Source organism: Mesomycoplasma lagogenitalium (assembly GCF_029854295.1).
Classification (GTDB): Bacteria; Bacillota_I; Bacilli_A; order Mycoplasmatales; family Metamycoplasmataceae; genus Mesomycoplasma_A; species Mesomycoplasma_A lagogenitalium.
In genome coordinates, this window is sequence record NZ_CP122979.1 from 616991 (window position 1) to 634906 (window position 17916).

A 17916-nucleotide genomic window follows, 5' to 3' on the forward strand; every position below is an offset into this window, starting at 1 on the left:
TATTTAATTATTTTAGTAAATCAATTTAGAATTTAGCTATTGTTTTATCGATGTTTTTATTGAATTTTTCATAATTAATAGTCAATGTTAAAGGTATAGCAATAAAAAATAGTGCTATTATCGAGCTAGAAAGTACAAAGTGAAGTGAAACATCGATAAATATCTGTCACATTGCATAATATTTTAAAAAAATGAAAAAGATGTTAAATAAAATATCTAAAAAATCAACATATCAAAAACATAAAAAACATAAAATATATAAAATTGAAACAACTGGCGCTATTAATATTGAATTAATAGAAGACAGTAAATTATATTGTGCTAATGAATTATAATTTAAAATTATCGTTGAAAATATACTTGCTAAAACTGAAATTAAAAGTAATTTAAACACATTATTTTTAATTTTTATTTGATTGATTAATAAAATTATTAAAGTTATAAAAAAACTTAAAATAAATGAATATGAGTAAATAACAAATATATTATTAATAAAAAATATTAGTGCAATAAATGTTAATAATTCAATATTTGTAAATTTATTTTTTAAAATTTTTTTGTTAAATTCCTTAAAAAGTAAAAAAATAAATGCTCTTAGTGCGGAAACTGGAAAATTTAAAATTATTAAATAAATTAAAGTAAAACTTGTAAATGTTATAAATCCATAACCATTTTTCATTTTTAATAATTTAAAAAATTTTTCAATTAAAGTTTTAATTAATACAATATGAAAACCAGAAATAACAAATATATGATAAATTCCTACTTTTTTCAAAATGTCTAAAAGCTCTTTTTCATCGTTTCCATATTCAGCAATTAATAAAAGAGGTACAAATTTTGAATAATAAAATTTATCATTATTTAAAAAATTTTTAATTTTTAAAATAATTGAATCATTAACTTTAATTTCTTTAATAAAATTAATTTTTTGTACTTGATAAAATATATTTTTAGATTTTAAATACATCATTTTACTATTTGTTTGTAAACTAAAATCAATTTTTTCAATAATAAATTGACCGTTATAGATATAATTTTCGCTAATATTTTTATCTTTTATTAAAATGTCAAAATTTTTATATTTAAAAGTAAATTCCGATTGATTTAATTTTTGAAAATGTGTGTTAATATCAATTTTTTCATCTAAAAGTACATTGTTTTTGTATATAAAAAAATAATATAAAGTCAAAGTTAAAATTGCAACTATTAAAATAGTTATTTTTAATCATTGTTTCCAAATAGCTAAAATAATAGTAAATAAAATAATTAAAGCTAAAAATCAATAATTTCAAAATTCATAAAAAAGTAAAGTTAAAAAAATAGAAAATAACAAAATTAATCAAGTATAAAGTTTTCTTGAAGTATTTTTAAAGTAACTTCACCAACTCCATTTATTTTTTCTATATCTTCCCATGTTAATATTTCCGTATTTTTATTTAAAAAAAGTAAAATATTTTCTATTGTATTTTTTCGAATTTTTAATTTTTTAAGATCATCTTGATTAACATTTTTAAAACTCTTTTTTATTTCTGATTGATAATTATCTAAAAACGGAATAAAAATTTCTTTATCTTCATTAATAACTTGATCTAAATCAATATTTTTCAAATTAGCAGAAGTTTTTAATTTTAATTTAAACAAAATTGCACGCAACTTTGTTCCTTTTTTATAAAATAATTCCGAAGGATGCTCAACTGCTCCACTTACTTTTACAAGAATTTGATTTTGTTTTAAATTGTCAACGTTGGTTCTGGAATTAGAAAAAACAATAAACAAAACCGGCATACTAATTAAAGTAAGACAAAAAATGCAAACTAAAATTTTTTTTAATCTTTTTCACTTATTGTTAATTATTACCTCCTTAATATTTTTTATCCCTATATAAATGTCATTTTTTTTAAAAAAACTGTCAAAAATAAAAAAATTTAGGAAAAACAGGCGATTTTTCCTAAATTTTATAAGGTTTTTTTGATTAGATAAAAGAAAAATTAACATTTTAAAATTAATTAAATTAATAATTTATAAATAAAAAGGAGTAGATATATAAGTTAGAATCTAACTTTGTATTTTGGGTTGTAATTTAATTTTTTCTCTAATTTTAATCCAGCTTTTTCTACCAATTTTGCAATTTCGATCGCAATTGCTGGTGCTGATGCCAGTGCTGGTGATTGCATTCCTGCTGCATTAATGAATTTAACATTTTCTTTTGCTGATCTGATAACAAAATCATTTGTTTCTATATCAATTGGACGAGAACCTGCTAAAGTAATTTCAGTTTTTTCCAATCTAATTGATGGAACAATTTCTTTTCCAATTTCACCAATTAAATCAAATTTTTCTTTTGTCACTAATCTAGTATCTTCTTTAGCAACATTTTCTTGAGCGGTTGGGCCAACTAAAACACGACCGTCAAGCATTGGTGCAACAATTACACCTTTTCCATGAATAGTTGGAACTTTAAAACAAATAGAATTTACAATTCCAGCTTCTGATCTTGATAAAATTCGATACTCTCCACGTCTAGTTGTTTGTTTAAAATCACCATATCCAGCTTTTTCTGCTAAAACATCTGCATAATGACCTGCTGCATTAATTACTACATTTGCTTGAATTTTTTCATTTGATTTTAATGTAATTGTAAATTCATCTTTTTCGTATTTAATATCAGTTACTTCACTATTATTTTTTAGTTCAACGCCATTTTGCTCACTTGCTCCTAAAAATGCATAAGTTGCTCGAACCGGTTCAATTGCTCATGAACTTGTACATAATAAAGCTCCAACAACATTAGGATTAACATTGGGCTCTCTTTTTAAAACTTCTTCCTTTGAAATAATTTTTAAAAATTCTTTTGGAACTTTATTAGTCAACCCTCTTTCATAAAGCATATGAACATGTTCCATTTCTTTTTCGTTAAATGCTAAAATCAACGAATCAACTTGTGCTTTAGGAAAATCTAAATCTTGAAAAATTTTTTCTCTTCAAAGTTGATTACCTAAAACATTTAATTTCGCTTCAATTTTACCAGGATCTGGATCAAATCCTCCGTGAATTGCACCTGAATTTCCCTTTGAAGTTTCATCAGCATACACGGGATTTTTTTCTAATAAAAGTGTTTTTAATTTATATTGTGATAATTCATAGGCAATGGAAGCTCCGATAATTCCTCCGCCAATAATTACTATATCGTATTTGTGATTGTGCATTTTTTCCTTAATAAAATTACTTTTCAAATTTATAATTACTTATTTGAGCATAAACATGTTTATCATTTAAATATTCTTCAAATTTACGTTTATTTTTTAAGGTTCAAAGCATTAATGGTAAACCGATTTGCTGATATTTTTTCTTATTTTTATCATATAAAACTGTTCATGGATTTAAAAATTGACAAATTTCTTTAATTTCATTTAAATCAACACTATTAAATTGAGTTTCTGTTCAAAATAAAAATGCTAGCTGATATTTATCATTTAACTTTCTCATATTTCTTAATGTTTGGAAGTTAAATGATGAAAACACAATTTTATCAAAATATTTTTGACCATATTTTTCGCTAAGTTTATGTAATTCTTGCTCAATTCCTTTATATTCCTTTTGATCGGTTTTAATTTCAATATTAATAACTTGATATAAATCTAAATATTTATCTAAAAATTCTTCTAGTGTTAAAATTTTTTGAACTTGTGTTTGCAATTTAAAAAACAAACCATGATCATCTTTTTTTAATTCATCTAAAGTGGAAAATTCAATTTCTTTTTTTGTTAATGCTGTTCTATTAGTTGTTTCATCGTGAATAATTACTAAATGTTTATCCTTTGTTAAATGAACATCTAATTCCACGCCATCAAATTTATATTGATAAGCCATTTCAAAAGCTAATTCTGTATTTTCTGGCGCAATTGCAGAATAACCTCTGTGTCCTAAAATTAACTGTTTTTTAGGCATTTTCCAATGTTCTCCATCTATAATTTGTTTTTCCTAATTTTTTAAGTTCTTTTGTATTTGCAATATGTACAACGATTCCTGCTATAACTCCTAAAAGTGCAATTGATAAAGTTATAATTAAAATTATTTGATATCCAAGTAATGAAGTATTGGTTTCTCCTTCAATAGTATATGCTTTACCTACTGCGGTTGTAACTTCATATAATCAAGCATCGGTTGAAAATCCGATAAAAGAAAGAATTCCAACACTTGATGCATATGAATTTTTTTCAATTTCAATTTCACCAATTTGTGCATATCTTAAAGTTACCATTGCTCAAGATAAAACCCCTGCTAGTAAAAATAAAATTGATGAAATCACAATGATTCAAATATTTTGTTGAGTACTATCTCCCAATCCAAATAGTGGAAGAATGATGATTATTGCAACTATAAGAATTCCAATTCCTGTTGTTAATAATAAAAATAGTAAATATGATTTAAATTTATCTGCTCATCTTCCTACAAATGTTGAAATTGCCATTCTCAATCCGTAAGTTCTAATTCCACCTAGAACTGTCATTAAAATTGCCGGTGCTAAAAAGGCATTATTAATCATTTGAACTAAATAATAAGCGAAAACACTTTGGAATGTATACATTCCCATAACAAATAAAGAAAGCATTCATAATTTTCAATTTGCTGATGCTTTTAAAACTTGTTTAACAGTTTTTTTAAATCTCTCCCATGAAATTTTTTCAGTGTTTTTTTCCATTGGTTTTTCTGGAACACAGAATAGAACTAAAAATGCAGTAATTACTAAAAATGAACCAATTAAAAAGGCATAAACACCAAATGGAACTGAAGAACCACCTACTAATGTTTTAGAATTTTCATCTCATTCTTGAGTTGCAGGGTATCAAACATTTGTAATTAATAACCCTAGTAAAAATACTAAAACTAACCCAATCAATCCATTGGCAGCACCTTGAATTCCGTATGCAAATCCTTGATTTTCTTTGGTTGTTTGCTGTGAAACTAATTTTCATAAAGGTGTTCAAAATACTAAAGTGGTACTAATACCCCATAGTGCATAAATAAATGAATATTGTAACATTAAATTTTCAGGATCTAAATTTTGAGCATTTAAAATTGTCCCTCCAAATCAAAATGTTAAAACTCCTGTTGAAAATACAGCTATAAATAATAGTCACCTAGAACTAAATTTATTTGCTAAAAATCCACCAGGAAGTTGTGTAATTAGAGTAACATAACCAATAATTGAGGTTAATCTTGAAACTTGATCTTCTCTAATATGTAAATATGTATGAAGATTAGGTATAATATTTTTAATGTAATAAGGCGCTGCAATAACAAAAACATCTGCTGCTGCCAAAATAATTAAAGCAATTAATTGTTTTCATGTCATACCTTTAATCTTTTTTGCCATTATTTCCTCCTAATTTGTATATTTCTATACAATTTAATTATCTGTTAAACAAAAAAAAAAAAAAAAAAAAGCAATTTTTTTCAAAAACTGAAAAAATTACTTTTTTTAAAGATAAAATGAATTTTTTGAACGAAAAAAATGAACAAGTTGAACCATTTTTAATGATATTTAGGTCAATTTGTTCATTAATTTATTCATTTTTACTTATTTTATAGTTTCGTCTTTTAAAAGTTCAGAAATTACGCTCATTGATGAAGCGACACTTGCTAAATTAGGAGGGATAATAATTTTAGTAGCTTGTCCGTCTCCTAATTTTCCTAATTGTTCTAATGATTTAAAAGTTAAAATATCTTTGGATATTTTCGAACTATTTAATAATTCAATTGAACGTGCTTGTCCTTGCGCTTTTAATATTTCTGCTTCTTTTTGTCCTTCAGCTTTTAATACTTGTGAAATTTTTTCCGCTTCCGCTCTTAATACTTCCGCAGCCTTTAAACCTTCTGCTTCTAAAATATTTGCTCTTTTTTCTCTTTCAGCACGCATTTGTTTTTCCATAGCATTTTGAATATCTTTTGGTGGTGTAATATTTTTAATTTCCACTCTATGAACTTTAATTCCTCATGAATCTGACGCTTCATCTAATACTAATGTTAATTTTGAATTAATTGTATCTCTTGATGTTAAAGTTTCATCTAACTCTAGTTCTCCTAAAAGATTTCTCAATGTGGTTGCTGAAAGATTTTCGATTGCTTTCATTGGTTTTTCAGCTCCATATGCATATAATTTAGGATCGGTTATTTGTAAATAAACAACTGAATCTACACGAATTCCTGCATTATCTTTAGTAATGATATCTTGTTCTGGAAAATCTAGTGTTTTTTCTTTATAATTATCTTTTAATACAATTTTATCAACAAATGGAACTAAAAAATTAATTCCATTTCCTAATGTTTTTTGGTACTTTCCTAGTCTTTCCACAACTGCAAATTCTGATTGTGGAATAATTTTAATTGACTTAATAATTGCTATTAAAACTAATATTAATAAAATTGATAAAACAATTGCTAATGTTATTATTGATGCTAATCCCATGTTATCCCCTTTCTATATATAAAATATTACCTTTAACTTGTTTTATTATAACTCACGAATCTTTTTCAATTTTTCCTTGTCCTTCATTTGATAAAGTTCGATAATATTTTCCATCGATTTTAATTTTTCCAAATGAATTTTCACTTTCTTGAAATTCATACGAATCTTCAACTAGTTTATATTTTTCCCCATTTACAAACCCTTTTAAACGATTAATATTTTCTTTAGTTGCTTTTAATTTTGATTTTAAAAATTTATATAATGAAAAGTAAATTAAAACTCATAAAACTAAAAAAAGTAAAACTTGAATTAAAATGGCTCATCATTGACCTTGTAGAAAAATTGAAAATATTGCCGAAGGAATTGCGGATAAACTAGTTAATCCAGATCATATACCGCTTGTAAAAAGTTCGATGATAATAAATATTAAAATTATCGCTATTCAAATTGAAAAAAATGTTCATTTTAATATTAATTGATCTTGCATTATTCACCTCTTTTATTTTTGAAAATTCTTTCACCTAATTTTTTGTAAAGATTAATTTTGTCACTTAAAATTTTAAAAGCTTTTTCATAAATTTTTTGATCATAAAGATCTATTTGTGCATCTTTTAAAATTTTTAAAGGTAAATCTTTTGATCCTGATGATAAAAATTCATTAATATATAATTCAAGCGCTTTTTGTCCCTCTTCTTTATATTTTTGAAAAAATACATTTGCAACTATATAACCAATAGCATATTTATATACATAAAAATTATAATAATAATGAGGAACTATCACAGCATAAATGTTAGATTTATTACCGATTTTTTCTTTTTCATTGTCAGTATATTTATTCATTACATTTACATAAATTTTTTCTAGTGCTTCAAAACCTTTAACCGATTGACCTAAATCGATTTTTTCATATAATTTATATTCATAGTTAGCCCATTTGCACTGACGAACAACTGTTCCTAGAAAATCTTTAATTGATTGTTCTAATAAATAAAATTTAAATTTGTCACTCTTGCTATTTTTAAATAGATAGTCAAAAAGCATTAATTCATTAAAAATGGAAGCAATTTCTGCTAAAAAGATTGGATAATCAGCTAATTCAAATGGTTGACTTTTATCTGAATATCACGAGTGCATTGAATGTCCCATTTCATGTGCTAAAGTGGAGACCGAATCTAATGTTCCATCAAAATTCATTAAAATATATTTTTTATCTATTTCATAATGACCGCCAATTGAATAAGCTCCACTACGCTTGCTTTGAACAGGAAGATAGTCTACTCACCTTTGTTCAATAGCACTTTTTACTTTTTCTAAATATTCATTTCCCAACGGTTCAACTGCTTTATATAATAATTCTTGAGCTTCTTCAACTGAATAATTTTGCTTTACCGATACTAGAGGTAGTGAACTATCTCATTTTTGCATTTTTTTATTATATTTAAGTTTAAAAAATTTCTTTTGGATTTTTTCGTATTTATCATATAAATTTTTATGTTTTTGAACGGCTTCAAAAACAGTTTTTAAAAGGTTTTTATTTACTCTATCTTTATAAATTTCTTTTTCTACTAATGAATTAAATCCTCTACTTAAAGCTAGCGAAGAAAGATTTTTTAAATGTTGTTCTAATAATGAAGCAAATGTTTGTTTTCTTTCTAAATAAGCATCTAAAAAGTTATTATATGCTTGTTTTCTAATATCTTCATTTTTATTTTTTAAAAATTGACGATAATTTCCTAAATTTAATTCTTGACTTTTAGTTTTAGAAACAAACACATTTTTAAATTTAGTTTCAGAATCTTTTAAAATTGAAAATGTTTCATATAAAGAAATTTCTCCTTTTGAAATTTGTGATAAATAATTTTCAACTTTATCATCTAATTTATATTGTTTATTTTCAATTGAAAGTTCAATATCCTTTTTATAAATTTTCAATCTTGGATCTTCTTTTCAAACATTAATTTTTTCAATATTTTGAAAAAATCTATTTTCTTCTGAACCTAAATTTTTAATAAATTCAGCATTTTTATTTGTTAAAATCCCTGATAAATTATTTATATATGGATCAACGATGTTTGTATTTTTTTTATTAGAAATATAATTGTATATTTTATAAAAGAAAATTTTATATTCTTTATAATATTTTTTATATTCTAAAAAGTTTTCAATATTTTCATATTGCTTATCTTTATTAGAAATTAATCTTTCGGTGTAAAAGTCTAATTCTTCTATCATTTTTTCAATAGATTTATTTTTTAAAATATCCTCTAAATCAAATTTATATTTTTCCGGTATTTCATTATATTTATTATATTTTTTCATATTGTATACTCCTTTCTTAATTTAATAATATCACAAATAGTAAAAAAAATAACAAACTACCAAATGAATTAGTAGTTTGTTAATTAACTGAAATTATTTAACTCTCATTACCACTCTATCGTGAGTTAATCTTCCTTGTTCAATACTTTCTATCTTGTTTTTTACTGAACTATCTAAAACTGTATAAATTACATCAGTTACAGGTACATGTTTTCTTACATATTCCATATCTACTTCAGCAATTAAATCGCCTTCTGAAACTTTTTGACCTTGTTCAACAAATGAAGTAAATCCTTTTCCGCTTAATTTAACAGTATCAATTCCTATGTGAATAAACACATCAATTCCTTCTTTTGAAGTTAGACCGTAAGCATGTTTAGTAGGAAATGCTGAAGCCACAACCGCATCAAATGGTGCATAGATTTTTGCAATTCTTATATTTTTTGGAACTGAAATAGCAACTCCATCTCCTAACATTTTTTCAGAAAATACTCCGTCTTCAAGTTTGTCAATTGGTCTAACAATTCCAAATGTAACACCTTTTAAACTTGTAACTTTTCCATCTGAAACCGGTTTAGATTCAACTACAGATTTTGTTTCAACTACTGGTTTAGATTCTGCTACTGGTTTTTGCACAGCTGGAATTTTAACAACTGGAGCAGGAGCAGGTGTAACTTTAGTTTCAACTTTTTGTTGTTGAACTAAGTTTACTCTATTTACTTCAACTTTTTTAGTTTCTTCTTTTTTGTCAAAAATACTTTCTCCTAAATCTGCACCTTTATTAGCACTTAATTTAGAATTTAATTGCTCAGCAATTGGTCCGAAAATAACTTGAACATGATTTCCACCTGCAAATTTAACACCTTTGGCACCTGCGTGTTTCAATCTTTCTTCGTTAACTTTAGAAACATCAACAACATCGTATCTTAATCTAGAAGCACAGTTGTTGTATCCTGTAATATTATCTCAACCTCCAAATGCTAATACAATTTCTTTTTCAGTACTTGATAAATTTGATTTTTTAGTTTTATCTACTGAATCAGATTTTTTAGAATTAAAATCGGATTTTGTAAATAATTTAACATTTGATCCACGACCTGGTGTTTCAAGATTTTTCCATTTTATTACATAGTAAAATACAAGGTAATAAATTGGTGCATAAACAAGACCGATAACGGCTGCTCATCAGAATTGTGTTCCTTTTAATACTGGAACAATTCCGTAAATAATTAAGTCTAATAAACCACCTGAGAACGACATACCAATATGTGCTCCAAATAAGTTCATAAACATAAATGCTAATCCAGCCATAGCAGCATGGAATCCTCAGAACATATAAGGTGCTAAGAATAAGAATGTGAATTCAATTGGTTCAGTAACTCCTGTAACAACTGATGTTAGTGCTGATGGAACAACAGCTGAAATTGCCATTTTTCTATTTTCTTTAGGCGCTGCCATTATCATAGCACCAGCTGCTGCAGGTAATGCAAATGGCATAAATGCATATTTACCTTGCATATATCTTCCGATTTTTAGTCCTAAAACATCTTGGAAGAATTTAAATACTGGTAAATAATGTGTTTTAAATTCACCTGAAGCATCTTTTAAATTATAAGCAATGTTATTTCCTGTTAGCCCAATTGCGGCATTAGAAATACGTGAATCACCTTGTCATTTTTCTGGTTCTAATTTAACTAGATCTAATAATTGATGAGCTGTAATATATGATACATCTTTTAATACATCAGGATTATAATCGTTAATAGTTCCAAACTCACCTGATGCTATTTTAGGAGCTAATAGAGAATTTACATCTCCCCCAACTCCTGAATATCATAAAGGAGCATAAAACGCATGGTGTAATCCAAATGGAATTAATGATCTTTCAATAAATCCAAATGCTAATGATTCAAGCCCCCCTGGAGCTCTATTTAATAAATTACCGAAGTAATTTAATGCTGTTCCTATTCATGGTCAAAAGATTAAAAATACCAATGACAATGGTATCATTGCAACTATTGAAATTAAAGGAACAAAACGTTTTCCACCGAAAAACGAAATAATTTGTGGAAGTTGAATTGTATAAAATTTATTGTATAAATATGAAACAATCATTCCCACTAAAATCGCACCAAAAATCGAAGTTTGTAGTGATAAGATACCGAATTGTGATTTAACAATTTCTTTTGAAGCATCTAAATCTCTACCAGCGCTAAATAGAACATTATATCCATAATTTTTATCGGATAATGGTCCTTTAACTTCTGTTATAAATGGTGTTTGTAGTCCTAAAAAAATGAAATACCCTACAATTCCGGAAAATACCGCAGAACCCGCATCGTTAGTAAACGAAACAACAAATGCTGCAGTAAATAGTATAGGTAAAGCACCAAAAACCGGGTCACCTAAATTTTGAATAAATAAACCGAATACTCTTACGCCTTCATTATCTTTTCCTAGTGAAACTATTGTAGCCCCGACACCTAAGAAAAATCCGGCAATCGCCATAACAGCAATTGGTAGCATAAATGCTCCGGAAATTTTAGACAAAATTAACTTCAATTTAGTTGAACCGTTTTTGTTGTTAACTTTAACTTTATTTTCCCTTTTAGTTATACTCATTTTTCTCCTTTCATTTTATTTTTTTCTTATTTAATTATGTTTAAAGTCCATAATTTTAAAAATAATTAAATAAGTATAATAATTATACTGTATATATACTATAATTCGGCTTTTTTTTTTTTTTTTTAGAAATAAATATTATTTTAGATATATTAATTATTTATTTTAATATAAAAGGTATATTTGCCTTTAGGAAATTTTTCTATAACATTAGCTTTTACTAATTTACTTAAAATTTTTTGGATTGAAGAGTTGCTAACTTCTGGCAATAATTTTAAAATATCTCCTTTTGTAAACTTTGTAATTTTTTTAGCGATAATTTTTTCAACCTTTTTACTAATTGAAATTTTTCTTTCAAAATATTTAACTTTATTTTCAAATTCTAAATAACACTGATTTATAATATTTAATAAATTATTAATAAATAAAATTCGATTATCTATTTCAGTTAAAGATTTATTTTTATAATTTAACATTTTTCAATTACTTAAAATATTCGTTTCAATGCTGATATATTTACCAATATAATAACCGTTTTTTAAAAGTAAAATATTAGTTAATAATGCACTAATAAATTTGGTTTTATCTAAAAAAATATTAAGCGAAATAAAGTCGTATAAAAAATTAGCAATTAAAATTAAAATTTCCATATTTTTATCTTCGCAATAAACATTTAAATTATCGCACAAGGCTTCTAATGCAAATGGATTTATCCTTTGATTATTTTCTTTAATTTTATCTTTAAAAAGTAAGTTAAAAATTTCAACTATTTCGCTTGATACTAGTGGAGTATTTTTAAAAAATTTATTTTGATTTAAAAAATTTTTATAAACATCCACTAGTAAATTATGATAATTTTTATTTAATATTTTTTTATATTCTTTTTCTAAAATCATAAAATTATTAGTTTCTAAAAAAACTTTAATAGTATTTTTTTTGGCATTTTTAATTAATTTATTTAAATTTTCAGTAGGATTTTTTAAATAAAGTTCCTGTCGACCTTTAAATTCACTAATATTAGAAATTAATTTGATTGTTTGTAATTTCCAGTTTATTTCTTTAATTTTATTGTAGTTAAAAAACATATAAATTCCTTTTATTAATTTATTTATATTTTACATTTTTTAAAAAAATTATGAAAGAAAATATCAAGATAGCTTGATATTCTTTTATTCATTTATTTATTTTTTAAACATTTTATTTTTAATATCTAGAAAATAACATTTTTTATTGTCGATTTTAATTTTATAAGCTCATTTTCAAAAGTATGCTAATCCAAAAGGAATAGTTAAAGCAATGATAAACATTATTAAATCCAAGAAAATAATTAATGCTAGATTACCACCTGAATAAAATAAGGGTTTGTTAAAATTTAAAAACGAATAAATTGTTGCGCCTGTATTTTTAACAATATAGTCATATGTAGCAAAATAAAGTATAAATCCAAAGAAAAAGTATCCTAAAACATAAAAACCGGTATGAATAAATAACTTACGATCTACCAACACTTTTTCTTTAATTAAAAATAAAGCGACAAAGCCTAAAATCGGATTAATTGCATGTGTTATTATGGATCTAATTGATTCTGGAACATCATTTCAATCGTTTGTTCAAGAAATTAAAGCTCAATAAATAATAAAGGTAATTGTAATTAAGGTTGTTGCAGAAAATAAAAATCTTAAATATTTTTTATTTTCTATAAATAATGCAACTAAAATTAAAGCAATTCCTAAAATAATGTTACTTTGATAAGTAAAATAAAAAAATGAACTAAAGTTTTTTAAAACATCTTTCATTAATAATTTAGTTGTGTTTTCGGTGATAACGTTATCTTTAAAATCTACCATATTTCAAATCATGAATATAATAGAAGTTAACAAAATAAAAACACCAAAAACAAAAATTATTAAACTTGTTTTGTTTTTAATTAAATTGTTAAATATTTTTTTCATAAAACTAATTTTACATTATTTTTTAAATTTAAATTTATTTTCATTTTTATTTATCAATCTTTTAATGTTACTTCTGTGAGAATAAACAACAAAAATATGTGATATTAAAATAAATAAAGGGTTTAATCAATATAAATATTCAATTTCTTTTCAATTAAATCAAGAAATATGTCCAATACTAAATCAAGGAATAAAACCTAAAGCAATTAAAATAAATGGAACAACGATCGAACCTAAAGAAATATATCTTGTAAAATATACCAATAAAACGAAAATAATTATTCCAATTAATACTATCACTAAATTAAAACCAAAAAATAATCCCAATAAACTAGCAGCACCTTTCCCGCCTTTAAAATTGAAAAAAATTGGTCAAATATGTCCGATTATAATTCCTAAACCAGCAGCTTGAGGAATTAAAAAACTAAAAGCCAATACAGAATCCTTTGTATAATGATGCACTAATCATACAATAATTATTGCAATATAAGCTTTTAAAATGTCAAAAATAAAAATCGGTAATGCCACTTTTGAACCATAAACTCTTAAAGCATTTGTTGATCCAGCATTAAATGAACCTTTATTTCTAATATCTTCATTTCTTTTTTTTCTGCTAAATATTATTGAAACATTAACAGAACCTATAAAATAACAAATAATTAATGCCACTACATTAACTAAAATTGCATAAAATATTTCCATTTTTCCTCCTATCCAATAGCAATATCTTCTTCAAGATATTCATATTTTGAAAATTTGCTGTTATTACTTCCTCAAACTAGTATAGTTGAAGAAATTCCTAATTGTCCTATAAACATAATTAATAATAAAGAAAGTTTACTAATATAATTTAATTTATCAGTTATTCCTGTTGTCAATCCTGAAGTTCCAAATGCTGATGTAACCTCAAAAAAGATATGAATCGAACCATAAACTCTTTCAGTGGGTTGATGTTCTCAATCATGAGTTAATAAATTACCTCCATGAGTAATAAATGATGTATTTAAAATTCCAAAAGATATTAAATTTAATAAAATTGAAAGAATTAAAACAATTGATGCTTGATTTACTGTTTCGCCTTTAATTTTTCTTTTAAAAATATGGGTTGATTTTTTCCCTCTCATAATAGAAAATAAATTTAAAATAATAATTGCAAAAGTGGTTGATCTAATCCCTCCTGCAGTGGATGCGGGAGATGCTCCGATAAACATTAAAATTGATAAAATGGCTAGCGATGTATCTGTTAAATTATATAAATCAAATGTTGTAAATCCCGCACTTCTAGTAGAAAATACTATAAAAATAATTGCAAATGTTTTGTTAAAACCATTTCCATAATCATAACTTTTACTTATTCCATCACCTCAATAAATTGCATTAGAGGTTTTTAAATTTCAAAAATTATTTGCATTTTTGCTTGTTGTTTCAAAAGTAATTACTAAAATAATTCCTAAAAGCGATAAAGTAAAATATGTTATTAGTGAAACTTTACTAAATAAAGAAAATTTGTGTTTTTTTTCGCTTTTTTTAAATATTGAAACAATTCAAAGATATAAATCATAAATAACAGGATAACCAATTCCACCAATTATAAATAATATCATTATTCAAATTTGTAAAAGATAATTTGAATAATAAGGTGCCAATGAATGATTTCCAATAATATCAAACCCAGCATTATTTAGCGCACTAATTGAATGAAATGTTGCAAATCTTAGTGATAAATTAAAATTGTATTGGGGATTTAAATTTTTGTCATAAACTTCGAAATTACCATCACTAAAATAAAAAATAAAAAAGAAAATAAATGTTGAAAAAACAATTAAAATAAACATTATTGTGATCGAAACAATAATTACATCTTTAAGCTCTCCAATTTTATTAGATCTTCTTTCAAGAGATAAAACTTCCTTTTGAAAAATTCCTAGTTTAAACCCAAAAATATAATTAATAATATAAACCTTAATAGCAAAAACGCCAATTCCACCAACAAGTATTAAAATCGCGATAACCGTTTGACCAAACATCGTCCAATCTTGTGCCGTTATTTTCGTCGATAAACCAGTATCACTAAATGCAGATGCAGAAGCGAAAAGCGAATCAATATAGTTAATAGTCCCGGGTTTTGTTTGAGAGAAATTTGAATATAAAAGTAATGAACCAATAATTGTAATTAAAAAATAAGTAATAAATAAATATCCTATTTTTCCTACTTTTTTATTAAATTTGTATTTTAATTCAGCAAGAAAAATGAAAAAAAATTTTATTTTTTCATTTATATTTTTTAAATTGCTTTTCAGATTTTTTTTATTTTTTAATTTTGATTTATTTTTTTTCATAATTTTATTTTATAATTTTATAACAAAATGATTAAATTAATTTTAAAAAAAATAAAAGGGGATTTTATGGCGAGAAAAAACGACCGTATTTGTGTGATTGGAGCTGGAAGATTTGGTCATGCAATAATTGCTCAACTACATAAATTAAATAAGCAAGTTATAGTTATTGATAAAGAAGAAAAAAATTTACTTCCAATTAAAGATTATGCAATATCTACATATATAGCTGATGCTGCAGATTTAAAAACACTTGAAGCAATTGGGATTGATGATATTGATACTGTAATTGTTGCTCTAACTGAAAATATTGAAATTATTGCCGCACTATTAGAATTAAAAATTACTAACATTATCGCTAGAGCTAACAATCATCGTCATGCCAGAGTTTTAAAACAAATCGGAGTTCCAATTATCGTTAGACCAGAAGAGGAAGCCGGAATAAGAACAGCATTATTAGCTACTAATAAAAGTTTTATGAAATATACAAATGATTTACAAGAACTTGGAGGTGGATATGTTGTTGGATCAACTGAATTAATTTCAAGCAAATACTTTGACATAACACTTAAAAAAGCTAATTTTACTTCTAATAATGTAATAGTTGTTATGGTAAAAAGAAATGGAAATCACTATTTACCTGATGGAAATTTTAAATTACAAAAAGAAGATTTAATTACTTTTATAGGTAAAATAGATGATGTAACAAAAGTTTTTGAATTAATTGGAAAAGTTGAGCAAAAAAATAAATAAATTATAAATAATAGAAAAAATGAAAAAAGATAAAATAATAATTACAAAATGCAATTTTTACTATCCAGATAAAAACACTTTAATAAACGGGAAAATTCTAATAGACGAAAGAAATGAAAATATAGTAATATTAGAGCTTTCTTATCTTGATTTTTTTATAAATGAAACTAAATTTGACGGAATAAAACTAGAAGGTAGGGGAGAAAATGGAAAATACTACGAATTAAATGACTGTTTTTTAGATAAAGTGGAATCTTTTCTTATGATAGGATATTCTAGAGTTCATCTTTCTTGTAAATTTCTTATTGAATACGAATCTATTTACAAGAAAAATGAAGAAGTGGACAAAGTTTTATTTGAAATAGAAAAATTAAACTTTTGAGTTAACGATAATAATCGCTGAAAATATCAAAAAAATAAAAAAAACCTTAAATTGAATTTTGATTACGGAAATTTATGAAAATCAACTAATAAAGGTCAAATAATTTCAATTAACAAAAATATTCATACAAATTTAAATCAAAATAAAATTTTGGAAGTTAATTTCGTTTACACAGTATGTTTTAATTTTCAAAAACAAAAAATATCGATTGATTTAATTTATAAAAATTTAGAAAAAATTAACAACATACAAACTTTGTTAATGCTATTTATAAACAAAGATGTTGATATTAAAAATATGACATTTGTAAATTCATCAAATAAAAATATAGCGAAAGTTTTTAATTGAAAATTTAATTATAGAATGACCGAAGAAAATAGTTATTTAAAATTATGAGAAATCATTTCATTAGAAGATGTAAAAAAAGATTTATTAAATGTTTATAATAACTATATAAAATGTAAAAATCGACTTCAAATTTCCATAAATTCTATTTATACGGATTTAAGTAAGCTGAATAAAAATATTAATAGTTATGATTTAATAAAAAATGTTTCTTCTTCCATCGAAGGTTTTATGAGAAACACAAGAAATGTTTTATTAGAAGAGAATCATAAAAAATTTAATGAAAAAATAAATAGAATTTTGAAAAGTCAAAATAAAGAGGATAAAAAGTGATTAAAAGAAAAACTTAAATATTCCAATAATGCGAGTTTTAGAAAACAAACTAAATTATTTTTTAAAGAAATTCAAAAGAAGTTTCCTAATTTAGGCGATGGTATTTTAAATAATAAAAATATAATAAATAATTTGATCGAAAAATTTATTAATACTAGGAATTTTTATACTCATTACGATTTAAAATTCAACGGAAAAATTCTTAATTTTTATTCTCTAATATATTTATGCAAATATATTAATGAAGCTATGAGATTTTTAATTTTGAAAGAATTAGGGGTTAATCACAATATTCTCAAAGACAAAATTGAAAAAAATATAAATATCAAAAATATAAAAAAAGAATTACTAAAACATTCTTATGAAGAATCTGAATAATAACAAGAGTTTACTGATTAAAAA

At 24.2% G+C, this 17916-nt stretch carries 15 protein-coding genes; 2 read left to right on the top strand and 13 right to left on the bottom strand.

Annotation, left to right across the window (positions count from 1 at the left end; translation table 4 throughout):
* Positions 1-25: 25 nt before the first annotated feature.
* The 13 genes from QEG99_RS02485 to QEG99_RS02545 form a co-directional block, all read right to left on the bottom strand.
* Positions 26-1414: an MAG0480 family ComEC-like protein gene (locus tag QEG99_RS02485; RefSeq protein ID WP_280101623.1), complete on the bottom strand. Its 1389-nt coding sequence runs from the start codon at positions 1412-1414 to the stop codon at positions 26-28.
* Positions 1336-1785, bottom strand: coding sequence for an MAG0490 family ComEA-like DNA-binding protein (locus tag QEG99_RS02490; RefSeq protein ID WP_280101624.1), 450 nt, complete (start codon positions 1783-1785; stop codon positions 1336-1338). The genes QEG99_RS02485 and QEG99_RS02490 overlap by 79 nt, the downstream gene beginning before the upstream one ends.
* A 263-nt stretch (positions 1786-2048) precedes the next feature.
* Entirely contained in the window at positions 2049-3206 is a 1158-nt protein-coding gene (glpO, locus tag QEG99_RS02495; RefSeq protein WP_280101625.1) for a type 2 glycerol-3-phosphate oxidase, read from the bottom strand.
* 16 nt (positions 3207-3222) lie between these two features.
* Entirely contained in the window at positions 3223-3948 is a 726-nt protein-coding gene (locus QEG99_RS02500; RefSeq protein WP_280101626.1) for a glycerophosphodiester phosphodiesterase family protein, read from the bottom strand.
* Positions 3941-5377: an MFS transporter gene (locus QEG99_RS02505; protein WP_280101627.1), complete on the bottom strand. Its 1437-nt coding sequence runs from the start codon at positions 5375-5377 to the stop codon at positions 3941-3943. The genes QEG99_RS02500 and QEG99_RS02505 overlap by 8 nt, the downstream gene beginning before the upstream one ends.
* Positions 5378-5581: 204 nt before the next feature.
* Positions 5582-6469 carry an SPFH domain-containing protein gene (locus tag QEG99_RS02510; RefSeq protein WP_280101628.1) on the bottom strand — a complete coding sequence of 296 codons (888 nt, stop codon included), beginning with the start codon at positions 6467-6469 and terminating at the stop codon, positions 5582-5584.
* Position 6470: 1 nt separating this feature from the next.
* A complete protein-coding gene (locus QEG99_RS02515) occupies positions 6471-6956 on the bottom strand; it encodes an NfeD family protein (protein WP_280101629.1) in 486 nt (161 codons plus the stop codon).
* On the bottom strand, positions 6956-8791 hold the full coding sequence (pepF, locus tag QEG99_RS02520; protein WP_280101630.1) for an oligoendopeptidase F: 1836 nt from the start codon (positions 8789-8791) through the stop codon (positions 6956-6958). The genes QEG99_RS02515 and pepF overlap by 1 nt, the downstream gene beginning before the upstream one ends.
* Before the next feature lie 93 nt (positions 8792-8884).
* Positions 8885-11413: a PTS sugar transporter subunit IIABC gene (locus QEG99_RS02525; protein ID WP_280101631.1), complete on the bottom strand. Its 2529-nt coding sequence runs from the start codon at positions 11411-11413 to the stop codon at positions 8885-8887.
* Between the two features lie 152 nt (positions 11414-11565).
* Complete coding sequence (locus QEG99_RS02530; RefSeq protein ID WP_280101632.1) at positions 11566-12498, bottom strand: hypothetical protein; 933 nt, start codon at positions 12496-12498, stop codon at positions 11566-11568.
* A gap of 96 nt (positions 12499-12594) precedes the next feature.
* On the bottom strand, positions 12595-13365 hold the full coding sequence (locus QEG99_RS02535) for an MAGa3780 family membrane protein (RefSeq protein WP_280101633.1): 771 nt from the start codon (positions 13363-13365) through the stop codon (positions 12595-12597).
* 15 nt (positions 13366-13380) lie between these two features.
* The gene (plsY, locus tag QEG99_RS02540) at positions 13381-14067 is read right to left on the bottom strand and encodes a glycerol-3-phosphate 1-O-acyltransferase PlsY (RefSeq protein WP_280101634.1); all 687 of its coding nucleotides are present in this window, start codon (positions 14065-14067) and stop codon (positions 13381-13383) included.
* 8 nt (positions 14068-14075) lie between these two features.
* Positions 14076-15704: a TrkH family potassium uptake protein gene (locus QEG99_RS02545; protein ID WP_280101635.1), complete on the bottom strand. Its 1629-nt coding sequence runs from the start codon at positions 15702-15704 to the stop codon at positions 14076-14078.
* A gap of 66 nt (positions 15705-15770) precedes the next feature.
* On the opposite strand from QEG99_RS02545, the gene QEG99_RS02550 reads away from it, so the two are divergent.
* Both QEG99_RS02550 and QEG99_RS02555 read left to right on the top strand, forming a co-directional pair.
* Positions 15771-16454 carry a potassium channel family protein gene (locus QEG99_RS02550; protein ID WP_280101636.1) on the top strand — a complete coding sequence of 228 codons (684 nt, stop codon included), beginning with the start codon at positions 15771-15773 and terminating at the stop codon, positions 16452-16454.
* Positions 16455-16473: 19 nt separating this feature from the next.
* Positions 16474-17892 (top strand): HEPN domain-containing protein, encoded by a 1419-nt coding sequence (locus QEG99_RS02555; RefSeq protein ID WP_280101637.1) that lies wholly within the window; start codon positions 16474-16476, stop codon positions 17890-17892.
* The last annotated feature ends 24 nt before the right edge of the window (positions 17893-17916 follow it).